Source organism: Rhizobium esperanzae (assembly GCF_002204185.1).
Taxonomy (GTDB): domain Bacteria; phylum Pseudomonadota; class Alphaproteobacteria; order Rhizobiales; family Rhizobiaceae; genus Rhizobium; species Rhizobium esperanzae.
In genome coordinates this window covers 1-16,818 of sequence record NZ_MXPU01000023.1, presented here as the reverse complement: position 1 = coordinate 16,818, position 16,818 = coordinate 1, and the positions used below count along the sequence as shown (strand labels likewise).

14 protein-coding genes and 2 pseudogenes are annotated in these 16,818 nt (G+C 60.1%); 10 read left to right on the top strand and 6 right to left on the bottom strand.

Translation table 11 applies throughout. The features are described 5' to 3' along the window. The first annotated feature begins 140 nt into the window (after positions 1 to 140). From trbL to B5E41_RS26430, 6 genes are all read left to right on the top strand, one after another. Positions 141 to 1,334 (top strand): P-type conjugative transfer protein TrbL, encoded by a 1,194-nt coding sequence (gene trbL / locus B5E41_RS26455; RefSeq protein WP_245303156.1) that lies wholly within the window; start codon positions 141 to 143, stop codon positions 1,332 to 1,334. Positions 1,335 to 1,358: 24 nt separating this feature from the next. Further along, a complete protein-coding gene (locus tag B5E41_RS26450) occupies positions 1,359 to 2,021 on the top strand; it encodes a conjugal transfer protein TrbF (RefSeq protein ID WP_088396766.1) in 663 nt (220 codons plus the stop codon). A gap of 14 nt (positions 2,022 to 2,035) precedes the next feature. After that, entirely contained in the window at positions 2,036 to 2,848 is an 813-nt protein-coding gene (trbG, locus tag B5E41_RS26445) for a P-type conjugative transfer protein TrbG (RefSeq protein WP_088396714.1), read from the top strand. 2 nt (positions 2,849 to 2,850) lie between these two features. Continuing rightward, on the top strand, positions 2,851 to 3,288 hold the full coding sequence (trbH, locus tag B5E41_RS26440) for a conjugal transfer protein TrbH (protein WP_088396713.1): 438 nt from the start codon (positions 2,851 to 2,853) through the stop codon (positions 3,286 to 3,288). A 10-nt stretch (positions 3,289 to 3,298) separates the two neighbouring features. Further along, entirely contained in the window at positions 3,299 to 4,594 is a 1,296-nt protein-coding gene (gene trbI, locus B5E41_RS26435; RefSeq protein ID WP_088396712.1) for an IncP-type conjugal transfer protein TrbI, read from the top strand. Between the two features lie 271 nt (positions 4,595 to 4,865). Then, positions 4,866 to 5,570: an autoinducer binding domain-containing protein gene (locus B5E41_RS26430; RefSeq protein ID WP_088396711.1), complete on the top strand. Its 705-nt coding sequence runs from the start codon at positions 4,866 to 4,868 to the stop codon at positions 5,568 to 5,570. Positions 5,571 to 5,573: 3 nt separating this feature from the next. Here B5E41_RS26430 and B5E41_RS26425 read toward each other — a convergent pair whose 3' ends face one another. Beyond that, on the bottom strand, positions 5,574 to 5,894 hold the full coding sequence (locus tag B5E41_RS26425; protein WP_088396710.1) for a transcriptional repressor TraM: 321 nt from the start codon (positions 5,892 to 5,894) through the stop codon (positions 5,574 to 5,576). A 206-nt stretch (positions 5,895 to 6,100) separates the two neighbouring features. On the opposite strand from B5E41_RS26425, the gene B5E41_RS26420 reads away from it, so the two are divergent. Next, the gene (locus tag B5E41_RS26420; RefSeq protein ID WP_088396709.1) at positions 6,101 to 6,364 is read left to right on the top strand and encodes a helix-turn-helix domain-containing protein; all 264 of its coding nucleotides are present in this window, start codon (positions 6,101 to 6,103) and stop codon (positions 6,362 to 6,364) included. Between the two features lie 436 nt (positions 6,365 to 6,800). Here the strand turns inward: B5E41_RS26420 and B5E41_RS26415 are convergent, their stop codons facing one another. The 4 genes and pseudogenes from B5E41_RS26415 to traA form a co-directional block, all read right to left on the bottom strand. Further along, complete coding sequence (locus tag B5E41_RS26415; RefSeq protein WP_088396708.1) at positions 6,801 to 7,424, bottom strand: TraH family protein; 624 nt, start codon at positions 7,422 to 7,424, stop codon at positions 6,801 to 6,803. A gap of 15 nt (positions 7,425 to 7,439) precedes the next feature. Continuing rightward, positions 7,440 to 8,594, bottom strand: a pseudogene (locus B5E41_RS26410) (conjugal transfer protein TraB). Further along, a complete protein-coding gene (gene traF, locus B5E41_RS26405) occupies positions 8,584 to 9,150 on the bottom strand; it encodes a conjugative transfer signal peptidase TraF (RefSeq protein WP_088396707.1) in 567 nt (188 codons plus the stop codon). The pseudogene B5E41_RS26410 and the gene traF overlap by 11 nt, the downstream one beginning before the upstream one ends. Further along, on the bottom strand, positions 9,147 to 12,458 hold the full coding sequence (traA, locus tag B5E41_RS26400) for a Ti-type conjugative transfer relaxase TraA (RefSeq protein ID WP_088396706.1): 3,312 nt from the start codon (positions 12,456 to 12,458) through the stop codon (positions 9,147 to 9,149). The genes traF and traA overlap by 4 nt, the downstream gene beginning before the upstream one ends. Before the next feature lie 255 nt (positions 12,459 to 12,713). On the opposite strand from traA, the gene traC reads away from it, so the two are divergent. From traC to traG, 3 genes and pseudogenes are all read left to right on the top strand, one after another. Continuing rightward, the gene (gene traC, locus B5E41_RS26395) at positions 12,714 to 13,010 is read left to right on the top strand and encodes a conjugal transfer protein TraC (RefSeq protein ID WP_088396705.1); all 297 of its coding nucleotides are present in this window, start codon (positions 12,714 to 12,716) and stop codon (positions 13,008 to 13,010) included. A gap of 4 nt (positions 13,011 to 13,014) precedes the next feature. After that, positions 13,015 to 13,230: a type IV conjugative transfer system coupling protein TraD gene (gene traD, locus B5E41_RS26390; RefSeq protein WP_170961519.1), complete on the top strand. Its 216-nt coding sequence runs from the start codon at positions 13,015 to 13,017 to the stop codon at positions 13,228 to 13,230. Beyond that, positions 13,223 to 15,144 (top strand): annotated as a pseudogene (traG, locus tag B5E41_RS26385) (Ti-type conjugative transfer system protein TraG). The gene traD and the pseudogene traG overlap by 8 nt, the downstream one beginning before the upstream one ends. Positions 15,145 to 15,284: 140 nt before the next feature. On the opposite strand, the gene B5E41_RS26380 reads toward traG, so the two are convergent. Further along, a complete protein-coding gene (locus B5E41_RS26380; RefSeq protein WP_088396704.1) occupies positions 15,285 to 15,989 on the bottom strand; it encodes an aquaporin in 705 nt (234 codons plus the stop codon). Between the last annotated feature and the right edge of the window lie 829 nt (positions 15,990 to 16,818).

Here is a 16,818-nt window from a genome sequence, read left to right as displayed (position 1 = left end):
ACCTCTTTCCTGAACGTGGTCGGCATTCTACGCACGGCTTGGCTCATTTTCGAAAGACAGGCGGCGCATGAGCGTCGCGCCACGGTCTTTGATCCCTCGAGAGATGATCCCACCTCTGGCGGGCATAAAATGAAGGTCGAATGGTGATCATCATGGGCGCCACAACAAGCTTCCGTGTGCTGCGAGCCGCGGTGTTGGCCGCCGCACTTACGGCGGTGGCAGCTCAGCCTGCATTCGCCCAAGAAGGATCGGTGCTGACATCACTTCAAAAACAGATCACGACGGCTGCCAAAGGGTGGGAGACCACCGTCATGGATGCTGGGAAATCGTTGTTCTGGATTCTCGCGACGATCGAGATTGGCATCGCGGCCGTCTGGCTCGCAATCCAGGCCGCGTCACTTGATAGTTGGTTCGCAGAGTTGGTGCGACGGATCATGTTCGTCGGCTTCTTCGCCTTCGTGCTCGCGCAAGGGCCAGCCTTCGCCAAGGCCGTGGTCGACAGCCTATTCCAGATTGGCGCCGGCGGTGGAACTGCTTCACCTGCCGACGTCTTCAATGCCGGCCTCGCCGTCGCAACCAAAATGTCGGAGAAGATCCAGTTCGGCCTCTTCGAGGACAACGCGCTCGCAATCTCGGCAGCTTTCGCCATGGTCGTCGTCGTCATCTCGTTTTCGCTTGTTGCAGCGATTTTCGTGAGCGTGATGGTGGAGATGTATATCGGTCTGCTCGCGGGGATGATCATGCTCGGGCTTGGCGGATCATCCTACACCAAAGATTTCGCGATCCGCTATCTGGTCTACGCCTTCTCGGTGGGAATGAAGCTCATGGCGCTTGTCATGATCTCGCGTATCGGATCGGAGGTCCTGATCGGGCTCGCGAACCAACCTGATATCGGTGACCAGTTTCAGACAGCATTGGCGATAGCCGGTATAGCCGTCGTCGTCTTCATCATCGCGATCTACGTCCCCAACATCTTGCAAGGCGTGGTGCAGGGGGCATCAGTTTCCGGAGGGATGGAGGCCATTCGCCACGGCGGACAAGCCGCGTCCTTCGCCGCCGGCGCAGGTTTTCTCGGAGCAGGGGCGGCGGGGGCCGGGTTTTCGGCGGGCCAAGCCGCTCGAGCTGCGGGCTCGTCAGTCGTGGGCGCGGCCTTCAAAGGCCTTGGCGCCGGCATCGGTTCTGCTGGCAACGCTGCGGGATCCGCAACCAAGGAGAAGGCGATCGGCTCGCCCGGCGCCTATGCGGGGTCGATCCTCGGGCTCGCAAACGCCAAGCTTGATGAAAGCCGCAGTGGGCACAGCGCCGCCAAGCGACCACCCGAACTCAACGACTAGCAAGAAACAGAAATGGATGGATCCATGGCAGCAAACAGCGCTCCCGAAAGCCCGTATCTCGCCGCACGCCAGGAATGGTCGGAACGATATGGCTCATACGTCAAAGCCGCAGCCGCCTGGAGACTGGTCGGGATCCTCGGCATGACAATGGCTGTGATCGGCTTCACTTACGCCTTATATCTAAGCGCACAGGTCAAGCTCGTGCCCTACATTGTCGAGGTCGACAAACTTGGGACGTCGGTGATGGCCGGCTTTCCAGCGCGAATTGAATATGCCGACGAACGCGTGGTCCGCGCGACCATCGGCAACTTCGTGAGCAGCTTTCGCTCCATTACACCGGACGCCGTGGTCCAGAAGCAATATATCGACCGGACCTACGCACTCCTGAGGACTTCGGACCCGTCCACGGAGAAGATCAATGCCTGGTTCCGTGGCAACTCGCCATTCGAGAAGGGGAAGACGTCGACGGTCGCGATCGAAGTCAACAACATCGTCGCGCTCTCCAACCAGACATATCAGATCGACTGGACCGAATATGAGCGCGACCGCAAGGGAAAGGAGATGGGCACGCGCCGGTTTCGGGGAATCGCCACGGTCACGCTGACCACGCCTCAGGACGAGGCGACGATCCGGGTCAATCCGATCGGCCTTTTCGTCCGTGATTTCGACTGGACGGCACAGCTTTGATGCGGGGAAATTAAATGAACAGAACAGGATTGATCATGGCCGCCGGCTGCATTGCAGGGCTCGCTCTTGCGAGCGGCACATTGGCGCAAGGCATGACCTCGAACGAGGCGAAGGGAACGAGAATTTCCAGGACGTGGCGCGGAACGGCCGGTCTCGTCACGACCGGTCCGGATGGAAAGGTCATCTTCCTGTTCGGCGAAACCCAACCCTCGGTCGTCTGCTCGCCGCTGCAGGTATGCGATATCGAGTTGCAGGGCGGCGAGATCGTCCGCGACGTGCTTGTCGGCGACACGGTGCGATGGAAGGTCGAGCCGGCGACGTCGGGCGCGACCGGTGGGCAGGCCATCCATTTGGTCGTCAAACCATCCGAAGCCGGGCTCCTTACCTCGATGGTGGTTACGACGTCGCGACGCACATACCATATCCAGCTCAAGTCGCATCCGACCCAATACATGGCCCGCATCGGTTTTGAGTATCCCGACGATGTCTCGATGAAGCTCGGCGACATCAATGCGCGGCTGGAAACCGGAGGCATTCAAGGCGCCGCACCCGATAAGCTTAACTTCTCCTATTCGGTGAGCGGCACCGCCGCCTGGAAACCAAAACAGGTCTATTCCGATGGAGCAAAGACCTACATTCAGTTTTCAAAGGCGATCGCTGGCCAGGACGCTCCGGTCCTCTTCGTCGTCTCGGGCGGTCAGAACCGCATCGTCAATTTTCGCATGAAGAATGACATGATGATCGTCGACTACGTGGTCGACAAGGCGATCCTCCTTTCCGGCGTCGGATGGCGACAACAGAAGATCACGATCAAGCGGGGAGGGTGATCATGCGCAAGCTGCTGTTAGCCTCGATCGCCGTCGCCTTCTCTTCCGGTTGCCAGACGGCCGATGAAGCATTGACCACCGGTATAACACAGAGGGCTGTCACCGGACCGGCCACAAGCGCCGTTGCCGGTGACATGGCCGGTCGGTTGGCCGAGCAGATCGGCTCTGCCAGAGTGACGACGATCCAGATGAACAACGACCAATCCGAGTTTGCGACCGCGCTTGAGGCGGCCCTCAAAGGATGGGGATACACCGTCGTTACAGACAACAAGATCGGCAAGGACATCAAGCCAGTCGAGCTTGCCTATGTGATCGACAGCATTGAGGGCCAGGTTCTCGCGCGGATGACCACCGCTTCCATCGCGATCAGCCGCGCCTACAAGCCGACAGCGGATGGCGCCACGCCAGCGGGTCCTCTTTCGGTCATGCGGCGCAATTGAAGAGGAGACCATGGTGCAATCGCTTCAACTTGGCGCATCCGGCCAGGCCGACGATCAAAACGGCATGCGTCGCCTCAACCGTCTACCGATCATCGTCACCATCATCTTGGTCGTGCTGTTTTGCGGCATTGTCGTGACCGGCCTGTCGTGGCGAGGACTATCCTTCAACCGCGGCAACGACATCGACAGCGCCTCCAATACCCCGGCGACAAATTTCGGCGAACAGCTCAAGCGTGGGGTTCCAGACGGCATTATCGGCGAGCCGGTTGAACGCGAATCGTTTCAGCCCACGCCCGTCATCGAGCAGAAGGTCGAGACTGAAGAGCCCGTTCCCGAGCGGCGGCCGGTGGACCGGGACCCGCGTTCCGGTATGGAGTCCGAGGAGGAATGGAAGGCGCGTCTGAAACGCGAGCAGGACGAACAATATATTCGGGAAGAGCAGCGCCAGCTGATGGCGAGGCTACAGGCGCGCGCAACTGCATTGGACTCGCCGCTAAAGGTGAATGTGTCTGACGCGGAAGAGGCTGCGGCGAACACCAACGATACTGCTCGACAGACCGACAGTACGACGAACGACGCCTCCGATCTTTATGCGGCTGCGATGAGATCGGGGTTATTGGGACAGAATGTCAATGGGAACGCCCAGGCCTCAAAGGAGGACTTTTTCAACCAGGATATCAAAGACCTCGGTTATCTGCCCAATGAGGTTGTGCCGCAGTTGTCGCCGTATGAGCTCAAGCGGGGGGCGGTCATCCCGGCCACGCTGATCACCGGCCTGAATTCCGACCTACCGGGACGCATTACCGCGCAGATCAGCCAGAATGTCTATGACAGCGCCACGGGACACCGTCTTCTCGTGCCGCAGGGCGCCAAGCTATTCGGCCGCTACGATTCGAAAATCTCCTTCGCTCAGGAGCGGGTTCTCGTCGTCTGGACCGACCTCATATTCCCGAACGGTTCGACGCTGCAGATCGGCGGCATGGCCGGCACCGATGCTGAAGGCTACGGCGGGTTCAAGGACAAGGTCGATCGCCATCTCTGGCGGACTTTTGGTTCAGCCGCTCTAATCGCGCTGATCGGAAGCGGGATCGAAATGTCGGCGCCCCAGAGTTCGACGCTCGCAAGCCAGGAATCCGCCTCTGACGCGGCAAGGAGCAATTTCGCGGAAAGCTTCGGCCGTGTGGCTGAGCAGACGATCTCGAAAAACCTGAACGCCCAACCGACCATCCGCATACGCCCCGGTTACAAGTTCAACGTTCTTGTCGATCAGGACATCGTTTTCCCGTCGGCCTATAGCGGCCCGTAACAGCCAAGACGATAGCTGCAAGCGAAGTGCGCGGCTTGGCGGCGGTAAAATCTTCCATCTTATGGTCTTGTTTTAGATCGACCAGAGCTTGAATACGCGCAGAACGTGAGTAGACATATCGGTGAGCGACTGTGGCATGCGTCCCACGGCTCTCATGAATCCGAGATTGGTTGACCTTGGGCCGGCTCTTCGCCGGCCTTGATGACAAGGGCGGCCAAGTTGCGGCGAGATCAGGGCCCTAGCGGCACGGGAGAAGGCAGGATAAAGGTCAATGGACGAAGACTTTCGCTCACTCATCGACATGGCCGAAGCCGCGCGCGATGAACGTATGATCAAGAAAGCGGTCAAGAGCTTTGCGCATGCATGTGGGTTCGACTATTTTGCGTATCTACAAACCGAAGGCGCTGAAGTGAAAACGTTCAATTCTTACCCTGAAACTTGGGAGGGGATTTACCTTGCCCGTCGCTACGCGCGGATCGACCCTGTGGTGACGGAGGCCAAGCGCCGCATGGACATGTTCGCCTGGACCTCCGACGACTGGCCGGCTCGCGGTTCTTCGGAACTCCGGCAGTTTCGCGACAAGGCAGTCGAGCACGGTATTTGTAGTGGAGTGACCATTCCCGTCGAAGGAAGCTATGGGTCGACAATGTTGCTGACATTGGCGTCATCGGAACGAAAGTCGGAAATACCGAAATTGCGTGATGCTCGAAAGGCAATGCAGGCGGTCATGGCTGTCCATTACAGCCTGAAGATCGTTGGCGCGACGACGCTCGTGGCTCCAAGACAGGCGCTTTCCCCAAGGGAGGGGAGGTGCCTGATGTGGGCGATGAAGGGGAAAAGCGCGCCGGAAACCGCCATGCTGACGGGCATCAACGCGAGGACGGTACAGCACTACTTGGACAGCGCGCGCCGAAAGTTCGAGGCCAAGACCGTTCCCCAACTCGTCGCAATTGCCAAGGACCGTGGCCTGTACTGACCGTCAGCCCTCCTCCTCTGACGAAATAAATGGAATATAGCCGAGGGCGTCGATGATCTCGGAAAGCTCTTCCTGCTGGTCCTGCGCCTTCTTCTGCCTTAAAAAATATTCGTCCTGCAAAGTCTGGAGAACATCGCTCGATACGGTGGGATCGCGGCTGGCGCTGAGCCATTCTTCGTAAACAGCCTCGTCGGCGCCAAGCATACTGCGGTGTTTCAGCAATGCTGAGACGGCCAGCGCCTCCAGTTCAGTTTTCGTGAGTGAACTATAGCGAGAAGCTCCCTCGTTTTCTTCGGGCTCTCCGGACGCATCAGACTCGCTCATCCGCTTCTCCTCACACATCGTCCCCACTCTTCAAACGCTACTCACCGCAGTATATCGTTTGGGCCGCCGGTGTACGGCCCTGATCGCCATCATCCAGCTCAATCGACTCAAAGATTAACGCGCGGCGGCCACCAATAGCACGCGCCAGGCGGAATCGGAACTATACTTCCTAGAACAATAGTTCGGATTCAGGTTCCGCTCATGTCATGGATCTCAACGAGGTCATGGCGATGAACTTGCGTCGAATACGCCATGGCAAAAAACTGACGCAGGAAGAACTGGCCTACCGAACTGGTCTGAGCATGCGTCATATTGGTGCCATCGAACGTGCCGAGACGTCCGCAACCCTCACTGTCCTTGGCCAGATCTCTGACGCCCTTGGTGTCGATCCATCGGATTTTTTAGCAAGAACAAGTCCGACCTGCCGTGGCAACGCCCCCATCAGCTCTGGGTGCGCCAACCGGTCGTAAATTTCAGCACATTCCTCATCTCGAAGCTGTTGCACCGTTTCGCGGGCGCGTTCGCGCTACGATTGCTCAGCCAGTGTGAGCGAAAACGGTATCGTTGGCGCCGACCGCATCTCAAGGCCGAGGGTCCTTCGCCGTACAGCCTGTAGGCAACTATAGTGTGCTGACCTGACGCGCTTCCGCAACTGCAGAAATTCGCGCGATGACCAATTCCTGGATGCGCTGACACGCGAATCCTCCTGCGCTCTTTGGACCGTTTTACCTCTGTTCGAAGCAGGCGATCGTCCATTTGACATGATCATGCATTGGACGACAGATATAGCATTGGGGAGGCAGCCGGCGAGTGGACATGGTCCAAAGTGGCCAGCGTTCCGTGGCATGGTGGCGCCGGGACCAAGCGAGGTCGGGACGTTTACGCGATCAATCGAGATACAGAGACTTAGAGGCCTTTTTGACCGCCGATCCTCGACAGATCAATCCGCATTCCGGCTTTGCCGACTTCTTCCAACTCCTGAGGTTCCGCATCGGTCTGGGAGGGGGTGGCTTCGTCCACGAACTCAGTCTCCCCGCCGTCCTTCAGCTCGGTCTGATTAATGATAGCGCCGCCTGGATCATCCGCCTGAAACACCCCTACCCCTTCGAACACGCCGGTTTTCCAGGCGTAGACCGAGTCCTCGAAAATCTGCGGAAAAACATCGTCGCTTTTTGGATTGCCGTACCATTTGGCGACGATCCTGATGATCTTGGCGAACATAGCCGTTCCCTTGCGCAGGTTCTGGCAGGCGTCGATTAAATCTGGTTTGAGATCCGCCAGGTCCTTGACCCCCACACCGGCCGGAAACTGCGTCAGACCGACACGAACGACAGCCTTGCCGGTATATTGACGCACGATGTCCATCGCCTCGTCAGGTGATTTGGCCTTCGGCACCAGGATCAATCGGCCGCCCGATCGGACGGTCACCGCGAGAGGATCGGCAGAGCCCGCGGCAGTGACGAACTGTTCGACGATCGCGGGTGTGAGTGAAGGGTCGGCGCAGTCTTTGATTTGGGCCGCGTCGAGCATGGGACCTCCTCTGCATCAATTGTTGAAAGAGAAAACCAGCGGCTTGGCAAACAGTTTTGCCCAGGCGGCGGTACTGGCGCGCTGGATCGCGACAATGGACGTTCCCTTGGTCCACCAGCCGTTGCCGACAGCAACGATCAAGTCCGGACCTCCGAGCATCGATTGCAACACCGGCCAGACGATCAGTTGCTCGTAGCAGATCAGTACCGCCACCCGGCTGGAGCCGAGTGTCACGACGGGATTTGCGAAGATGTGCGATTTCGCGGGCGTTGCCTCCGAAGAGGGGCTGCCAGGGCTGCCACATCGACCCAGGGACAGGCATCCGTTCCAGGTAGAGGATCCGACTGCCACCCGCCGATATTGCGACAATCACATTATCGTATCCGGCCGCGTCGACGACTGCCGCACCCGCGAGAACGGTAGTGTCATGTCCTTCCAGCCCGCGTCTCCATAGCCGCTCTACTGTTGGCGTCCAAAAGCCCAACGCACTTTCCGGGAGGATGAGTCTTCGAGCACTGTCGGACGCTCGGTCAAGCACCGTTGCAATCAGATCACGGTGACGAACCATGCTGGTATCCCGCCCAAGCGAGGCACCCAATTCGAGATCGACGCCCCGCCATTGTTCGGGTAGCTTCGGATCGGTCCAGAAAGCGGCGGACCAGACCCAGAAGGCAGTAAGGCCTATGGCGACAGCTGGCCAGAGGCGGGAAACGAGGCCCGCCAGGCCGGCTGTCGTGACGGCCAGTCCCCACCATCCCCATCCCGGAAACACGACGCCTGCAGCCGTGATTGGATGCGCCCAGCCGGTAATGCCGAAAGGGGGCACTGCCACTAGGAGCGCGGCCAGCGAGTTGGTCGACGACCAGCATCCTTCGTCCACAGCAGCGCGTGCACTGCCACAAAGCTTGCGGAGGCAGCCAGCCACAGCAGCAGGCCCGGCCAGATATCCGCTGCATAGAAGGTGGCCACGCCTTGCGGCAGGCCGCGTGACGCCGACAGGAAATATGCGGCGGAAACCAACGTTACCGTCGATCTCGTTCTCGACAGCGACCAGAAGACGGGAAAACCGAGCGCCACCGGCAGCAACAGCATGTGGCCACTCCATGCGACCGTTCCGACCCCGAGCGAGGCGATGACAAGCAGTGTTGACCACCCCCAATTATGGCGCATAGGTCAGCATCTCGCGCGCCAGACCGACAATGGCAGATGCCGGCACAGGCCCGAAGTAGCGCGAATCGAACGAGCCGGCGAAGGCGGAATGCAGGAAGACGTCACCGGGCGGCACCACGCCGCCGGAAAACCGTGTCAGCGGCCGACCTTCTCCATCTTTTCCCGAGACCGCGGAAGCACGAACCGAGCGCCCATCGACCCTTACCTCGTTCGCGACCTCGACCCGCTGACCGCCGACCGCAGCCACCGACTTGATCATCGGGGCGAGATGGCCGGGGCAAAGGCCGGAGCGGAGGTAACCCCGAGTTCTCGCTTCGCGCATAGTGGCTGTGTCTGGCGGGCAGATGAACACCAGGTCGCCAACGCGTGGCGAACGGTTGAGGAGGACGATCTGCCAGAGGCCGAGCGGCTCGCTCGGCGTCAGGTTGACGCGATAGCCACCCAGGTAACCACCCAATGACATCAGCGCGGCGGCGCCCGCAGCAACTGACAGAGTGCTGGCGGCTCGCCTTCGCTGGGCAGAGGCTCGTGTGTGTGTTCGAACTTGAAGCGTCATTTAAGCGAGAGCCCCTGGCTCCTCGTTTGCCGCAGCGTCACAGTCTGCTTAAGTGCTTCGGTCGTGCGCTCATGCGCCGAAAGTTGCTGAAGCGTGCGCATAGCGCTCCAGGCCGTTTGCACCTCCGCCTTTTGCCCCGCAGACATGCTTGAGGTCACTGACTGGAAGGTCTGACCGCTCGTGTCCTTGGCCGCAAGCTGCAGGAAGGTGCGTTCCCCGAAACGTTCCGATACGGCTCTCGCAAAGCCTTCGAGTTCGGCCTTCACCAAGTTGTCGGCGAGCGCGTATTCGAGGCCTGCGGGAAGATCGTTGCGATCGATGGCGTCACGGACGCGTTCGAGCGTTTGTTTTGCCGCCGGCGACAGCGCTGGAATGTCTAGGGAGACCTTCAGGCGGGCAGCGTGCTCCTCGGCTTCATATTTGTGTTCCGCCTCCGTGCGCTGAAGCAGATAGCGTTCCAGGTTCCGGGCAAGCGCCGGTGCATTGGTGACGGCCATTTCTCGGGCCTGCTTGTCGGCGCGGCCGGCAAGGAGCCCAGTCTTACCTTTCAAGGCACCAAAGCTCTCCGGTTCGGAACCGATCCTGGCAATAGTGGATTTCGCCGCAGCTTCGTCCTTCAGCATCGCCTCGACGTTGACGGCCTTGAACGCTTCTTCCGGCTGAGCGTAGACGAGATGGAAGCGCCCCGAGACTTCCTCCCATTGCTTCTTCAAGCCGGGGTCGGCGGCAAGCCGGTCTTCGACGGCCTGTTCCAGCGATTTTGGGAACGTGGTGATGCCCGATACCATGGGTTTTGCCTTCTTGATGCTGCGCGGTTGAGTAGTCTTGGCCGCGCCGGCGGACAGACCAAGCCTGCCGGCGATCGCCGCCAGACGTGCGCCAAGCTCGGCGAGCTTCGACTTTTGCCGGACGGTCCACGCAAGGCGGTCGCGAACGACAGTGCGTGCGACGTTAACGAGGTGAAGACCACGGGCCTCGGCGAATCGAAGGGCTTGGGCGTAGAAGCGGCCGCTGGCGTAGTCGAGCGTTGTTTCCTTGGCTTGTCTGCGCGACAGGATCGGGCTCAGTCCGCCTGCCTTGGCAAAGGATCGCCGGCCGTAATACAGGCCAAGGTCTTCGCGATGACGCGTCATGGCAACGTAGGTGAGATGGCGGTCAAGCGAGAGGGACGCCAGTACTTTCACGCGATCGACGGTGGCACCTTGGCTCTTGTGGATCGTGGTGGCATAGCCGTGATCGAGATTGGCGTAGAAGCGTTGCTCGACCGTGACCTGGCGGCGGTGCTCGCCTTCTCCGACTTCCGCGACGATGCGCCCGGGCCCTGCCTCAAGAACCTTCGCGAGCATACCGTTCTTGACGCCGAGCGAACCCTCGTTTTTCAGGAACACGATCTGGTCGCCGGCTGCAAATTTCCGGTGTCCGTCTTCGGTTCGGAAGGCAAAACCCTCCGCGACGAGACCGCGCTCGACGAGCGTTGCCCGAGCCATTTCGTTAAGCATGCGCACGTCGCGACGCAGATGGGCGAGGATTATCGCTGTTTTGGCAGGATCGTAGTCGCGGTTCCAATCGGCGATCAGTGCCTGCAGGGCATCAGCCTTCAGCTCGGCTCCGTGGACACGGCCCTGCGCGCGATAGGCTTCCACGGCTCTGCCAATATTTCCGCGGGCCAGATCGAGCGACGCGTCGCGCATCCATTGCAGGCGCTGGCGATAGATGGTTTCGAGCTCGGCATAACCGATGCGATCGACAATGGCGCGGAGGGCAGCTCCGGCTTCGATCGGCTGCAGCTGTTCCGGATCTCCGACAAGCACCAGTTTGGCGCCAGACTGGGTTGCCGCTTCGACGAACAGCGCCATCTGCCGCGACGACACCATGCCCGCTTCATCGAGAACGAATACGGTCTTGTCGTCGAGCTGACTACGGCCCTGGTTCCAGCGCAGTTCCCATGATGACAGCGTGCGGGAGACAATTCCGGCTTCCTTCTCCAAACCCTCGGCGGCCTTGCCCGCAAGCGCCCCACCGACAACGCGATAGCCGGCGGCTTCCCACGCTTCGCGCCCCGCCTTCATCGTCGTCGTCTTGCCGGCACCGGCACGTCCGATCACCGCGGCGATGCGCTCGCCGCCAGTAATATGTGCGATCGCCGTCTTCTGCTCGTCCGAGAGGCGCAAGTGACGCGCGAAGGTGGCTTCGCGCACAGCTTCCGCAATCCCGTGAGAGGAGCGTTGAGCCAACCAGATCGCGCGGTTGGCCATCTCCGCCTCGAGCCGGATGAGATCCCGCGTCGTGTAGCGCGCCGGCTCGCGTCGGCCGCTTGAAAGTTCGATGCGTTCGCGTTCGAGCCGGAGCGTCTCCGGGCTTTGCAGGATCCTTGCCAACAGATTTTGAAAGAGGCCAGCGTCGTCGATATTGCGGTGGAGGATCTTGGCGACGTCGCGTTCGTCGAAGACGCTCTTCTCCCGCGTGATCAAGTCGAGCACGAGCTCGGGGCGGAGCTGGATGCGGCGGGAGTTTTCAGCCCGGCGCTCCTCCAGCAGCTCCAGCCGCTCCAGCGAAATATCCCGCTCGGCTTCTTTCGACTTCCGTTCGATCGCCTTGGCGCCGACACCGAGGTGGACGGTCGGCGCGAGCTCGATCCCCTGCTTCTCGAAGGAGCGGCCGTCGACGCGGAGGTCTAGGCCGGCAAGAGCCAGGTGCCGGTTCTGACAGGCGAACCAGCCGTCGCGAAAGGCGTTGAAATCGTCGAGGCTGCCGGCCCAGACCTCGTAGACGATCTTGCCGGCATCGTTGCGCAGAGGATTGCCGTCAGGGCCTGTCAGTGCGACCTTCTTGGCTCCGAAACTATCTTCGGTCAGCGGCCGGAGCGTCGTCATCAAGTGCACATGCGGATTGCCGGGTGCGTCGTGATAGACCCAGTCGGCCACCATCCCCTTCGATCTGATGTACCGCTCGACGAAATCCCTCACCAGCCCGATGTTCTGCGCGGTCGAGAGTTCCACCGGCAGCGCAATGGTCACGTCCTTGGCGAGTTGGGCATCGACACGTTTCTCGAAGGTTTCGACGCTATTCCAGAAGGCCTCGGAGGCCCCGGAGACGGAGCGATCGGTAATCATCGCCCGCAGCCATTGCGGTGCATCGACCGGGACCACGAACTCTTCATGCAGCAGGCCCTGCTTGCGCGTGTAGTCAATCGCGCGGGCCTCGCGCTCGTATTCCATCTTCGCGCAATGCCGGTAGGCCGCCGACAGCACAGCGCTGCGGCCGGAGCCGCGGGCGACAATGCTGACGGAGAAATGAGGGACGGCCACAGAGGAGTTATCTCCCGATTGCGAGCAAAATCAACTTGTTCGGCAGCGAGATCGGCCCCGCCAGGCGCTATCAAAAGGACGTCGCGTCAGCGACGTATAATTGCGCCCTTCGGATGCCGCCCTTTTCGAGCGGCCGGGATCATCCAGGAAAGCATCGCCCTTGGCGATTGTAGTATTCACAGTAGTGCGTTCCGCACCGACATTCGGAAGATGGGTCCGAAAGACTAGCTTTCGCACCCAAGGAGACATCCGGACATGAAGAAACCTACCTCGAAAATCCGCGACGAAATCGCCAGGCTCCAAGAACAATTGAAGCTCGCCGAGACCCGGGAGGCCGAGCGGATCGGCCGGATCGCGCTGAAAGCCGGGCTCGGCGAAGTCGAGATCGACGAGAGTGAATTGCAGGCAGCGTTCGAGGAACTGGCGAAACGATTTCGCGGAGGCAAGGCCCGTCCGAACGGAGGGAAAGGCGCCTCCAACAATGGGGAGGGGGGCACACTCTCCGCGCAACACCCGCCTGGCGCGGCTGAGGGCAGGACTGGCGAGGCTTGAGCGAATGCGAAGATCCACGACATCCGACGCCCGCAAGAAGGACACACGCGAAAAGATTGAGCTCGGCGGCCTTATCGTCAAGGCGGGGCTGCGAGACGAGAAGCGCGCGCTACTGCTCGGGCTCCTCATTGATGCCGCCGCGCGACTGAAGGAAGACGCACAGGAGCGCTCACGGCTTGCCGTTATCGGTGCTGTGGCGTTTAGAGAGACCCATGAATAGGATCGTGCTGTTCGTTGCACCCTCAACTTTGATGATGCTGGCGGCCATCGGAACGACAGGGATCGAACACTGGCTCGCCCCTTTCGGCAAGAGCGATGCCGCCCGGCAGATGCTCGGCCGCGCCGGTATCGCTCTGCCCTATGTCGCCGCGTCGGTCGTCGGCATCGTCTTCTTGTTTGCGAGCGCCGGCTCGGTGCGGATCAAGACGGCCGGATGGGGCGTTGTCACCGGCGCGATAGCCGCGCTCCTCATTGCTGTCATGCGCGAGGCATCGCGACTCTCCGCGTTTTTCGAACAAGTCCCGGCCGGCAGATCGATCTTCAACTATCTCGATCCCGCAACGGCGATCGGCACCACCACGGTGCTGATGTCGGCGCTGTTCGGCGTGCGGGTGGCGATTGCCGGTAATGCCGCATTCGCCAAGGCCGAGCCGAAACGCATCGTTGGAAAACGGGCTCTGCACGGCGACGCGGACTGGATGAAACTATTACTAGCCGAAAAATTGTTTCCCGAGACCGGCGGAGTCGTCATCGGCGAGTGCTATCGCGTCGACCGCGACAGCACTGCATCCCAGCCGTTTCGCGCCGGCAGTGCCGAGACCTGGGGAGCAGGTGGCAAGTCGCCGCTGCTTTGCTTCGACGGCTCGTTCGGCTCGTCTCATGGCATCGTTTTCGCCGGATCGGGCGGCTTCAAGACGACGTCAGTCACGATTCCGACGGCGCTGACATGGGGCGCTGCGCTCGTCGTCCTCGATCCGTCGAACGAGGTCGCGCCAATTGTGTCGAAACACCGTGGCAACGCCAACCGCGACGTCTTCGTCCTCGATCCGAAGCAGTCGGAGATCGGTTTCAACGCGCTCGACTGGATCGGCCGCTTCGGCGGAACGAAGGAGGAGGATATTGCCTCCGTCGCATCGTGGATTATAAGCGACAGCGGTGGCGCCCGTGGGTTCGCGACGACTTCTTCCGCGCCTCGGCCTTGCAATTGCTCACCGCGCTGATTGCCGACGTTTGCCTCTCCGGCCACACGACGGAAAGCGACCAGACGCTCCGGCAAGTACGCAAGAACTTGTCCGAGCCCGAACCCAAACTGCGAAAGCGGTTGCAGGAAATCTACGACGATTCAAGTTCAGATTTCGTGAAGGAAAATGTCGCGGCCTTCGTCAACATGACACCGGAAACCTTCTCGGGCGTCTATGCTAACGCGGTCAAGGAAACCCACTGGCTATCCTACCCGAACTACGCCGCCTTGGTGTCGGGAACGAGTTTTACGACGGGTGATCTTGCAGACGGAAAAACGGACGTGTTCATCAATCTCGATCTCAAGACGTTGGAGACGCATTCGGGCTTGGCGCGGGTCATCATCGGTTCGTTTCTAAACGCGATCTACAACCGCAACGGCGAGATGCGGGGGAGGGCGCTCTTCCTCCTCGATGAGGTGGCGCGCCTCGGCTACATGCGCATCCTGGAGACCGCACGCGACGCCGGCCGCAAATATGGTATCATGCTGACCACGATCTACCAGTCGATCGGCCAGATGCGCGAGACCTACGGCGGTCGCGACGCTGCCAGCAAATGGTTCGAGAGCGCAAGCTGGATATCCTTTGCAGCGATCAACGATTCCGAGACCGCGGACTACATCTCGCGCCGTTGCGGCATGGCGACCGTCGAGATCGACCAGATCAGCCGCAGTGTTCAGTCGAAAGGATCGTCGCGCACGCGATCGAAGCAACTCGCCGCCAGACCCCTGATCCAGCCGCATGAGGTGCTGCGCATGCGGACCGACGAGCAGATCGTCTTCACCGCTGGCAACCCGCCGCTCAGATGCGGACGCGCGATCTGGTTCCGCCGCGACGATATGAAGGCCTGTGTTGGGACCGAGAAAATTCTACCGGTCAATTGCACTAGAGAGTAAATTGGCGGCAGCCTCAGCTTTATGGTGCGCGAGCAGTCAAAATCTCGAAGCGAATGTGTCTGCGCTCGCTTATCCTTGCCGCGCTTCCGATTCTACAGCACCGTTGCGAAAACTGGGGCCGGGCGAGGGCAGACCGATATTTAAGCTCGATGGGCCGCACGAACTTTGCGCAGACTTTGCGGCTTGCTTGACGCGAGTATCCCCCTGAGCTGAAGAAGGCCGGCTGCAACAGCGCCGAGCATTGGCGCAAATATATAAAGCCACAGTTGAGAGAGTGCCGCCCCTCCTGCGAAAAGTGCTGGGCCGATCGATCGTGCTGGATTCACAGAAGAACCAGAAACCGTGATACCGCCAAGGTGGACCGCAACTAAGGTAAGTCCAATCGCCAATCGTGCGACAGCGCCCCCCTCTGCCGTGCATTTGAGGAATACAGTCACGAACAGGAACGTGGCGATGAACTCAAAAAGGAACGCGGCTCTCCACCCATAGACTATCCAGCCGGTTTGAGCGAAACCTTCTATGGTGATATCGTACCCGCCGACCTTTTCCATAGCGATAAGGTAGAGCGTGCCCGCCGCCGCGATAGCTCCTGCACATTGAGCAGACGCATACCCGACAAAGTCCCACGCTCTCAGTCGGCGCGACACAAGGAAACCCAGGCTGACCGCCGGATTAAGATGCGCACCCGAGACTGGGCCAATCGTGTAGGCCATAGCAACCACGGTCATTCCGAAGGCTAAAGCGACACCCAGCAGGCCCACCTCTAGACGCATATAGAGCAGTGTGCCGCAGCCGAGGAAGACAAGCGTAAAGGTTCCGAAGAATTCGCAAACATACTTTTTCATGTTTCACTCCATTAATTAGACCCCGCGAAATTTTTCGGTGTCATCCTCGTGTCGCCAAGCGTTCCACACGCACCGAACCCCCCATCGTGTCAGGTTCTGAAACTCCGCTCTTGATTTAAAATCAGTCCTCGTCCGACGAGGCCGGCATCAGAGCCTTTGGTCAAGCGGAGTTACCAAAACCAGCAAATTTCGTACCAAATGAAAATCGCATCACGGCGTCACTCCGATGGCTTCGGTCTTACGTTCGAAACGTGTGATGAACAGGATCTGCAGGCGCATGCCGTTTCCGAGCCGAATGGACCCAAGCTGGGCTACGAACAAAGCGCCAAGCGCCCATTCAGGCTGTCGAATGAACAGCGACGCTTTTCATGGTCTCCAAGCTCGGAAGGTGGCGCAACAGCAGGACTGGGACAAGGTTTGATAAGCGCGCGAGGGATACGTTCGCGAGAAGTCGAGCTGCCCCCGGTCAAGACAGGCACACGATCCTTGGGCCTCGCCGTAGTTCCAATCGGTTCAGCTGTCTCGTGGCCCTCGGCGATGAACCGATTATCCGGTTGCCAAGGCAGATGCCCCGTGATCGGATCGCCACACATCGTGACATTCGTGTCCCATGCCGGTTCCGCGGATGCGGATGCGGCGGTTTCTACCCAGATGACGGCCGGTGTAAAGAAGGCACTGCGCTTGCACGCAATGTCTCGCGCAAGCTGACCGTCAAGGCAAACACCAGTGCGCGGCTGACGGAGGCACTTGCGGCGAGGACCGCAACGTCACTTTCCACCCCGCAGGCTCAATACGATCCGGCACAGGACGATCCTGAGCGCGATTGAAT

What these genes read in the sequence shown, in the direction of transcription:
- B5E41_RS26430 (WP_088396711.1), top strand. Translation starts at nt 4,866, where the DNA reads ATGGACGAAGACTTTCGCTCACTCATCGACATGGCCGAAGCCGCGCGC.
- trbI (WP_088396712.1), top strand. Translation starts at nt 3,299, where the DNA reads ATGGTGCAATCGCTTCAACTTGGCGCATCCGGCCAGGCCGACGATCAA.
- B5E41_RS26425 (WP_088396710.1), bottom strand. Translation starts at nt 5,894, where the DNA reads ATGAGCGAGTCTGATGCGTCCGGAGAGCCCGAAGAAAACGAGGGAGCT.
- trbG (WP_088396714.1), top strand. Translation starts at nt 2,036, where the DNA reads ATGAACAGAACAGGATTGATCATGGCCGCCGGCTGCATTGCAGGGCTC.
- traF (WP_088396707.1), bottom strand. Translation starts at nt 9,150, where the DNA reads ATGACGCTTCAAGTTCGAACACACACACGAGCCTCTGCCCAGCGAAGG.
- B5E41_RS26420 (WP_088396709.1), top strand. Translation starts at nt 6,101, where the DNA reads ATGGATCTCAACGAGGTCATGGCGATGAACTTGCGTCGAATACGCCAT.
- traC (WP_088396705.1), top strand. Translation starts at nt 12,714, where the DNA reads ATGAAGAAACCTACCTCGAAAATCCGCGACGAAATCGCCAGGCTCCAA.
- B5E41_RS26380 (WP_088396704.1), bottom strand. Translation starts at nt 15,989, where the DNA reads ATGAAAAAGTATGTTTGCGAATTCTTCGGAACCTTTACGCTTGTCTTC.
- trbL (WP_245303156.1), top strand. Translation starts at nt 141, where the DNA reads ATGGTGATCATCATGGGCGCCACAACAAGCTTCCGTGTGCTGCGAGCC.
- traD (WP_170961519.1), top strand. Translation starts at nt 13,015, where the DNA reads ATGCGAAGATCCACGACATCCGACGCCCGCAAGAAGGACACACGCGAA.
- trbH (WP_088396713.1), top strand. Translation starts at nt 2,851, where the DNA reads ATGCGCAAGCTGCTGTTAGCCTCGATCGCCGTCGCCTTCTCTTCCGGT.
- B5E41_RS26415 (WP_088396708.1), bottom strand. Translation starts at nt 7,424, where the DNA reads ATGCTCGACGCGGCCCAAATCAAAGACTGCGCCGACCCTTCACTCACA.
- B5E41_RS26450 (WP_088396766.1), top strand. Translation starts at nt 1,359, where the DNA reads ATGGCAGCAAACAGCGCTCCCGAAAGCCCGTATCTCGCCGCACGCCAG.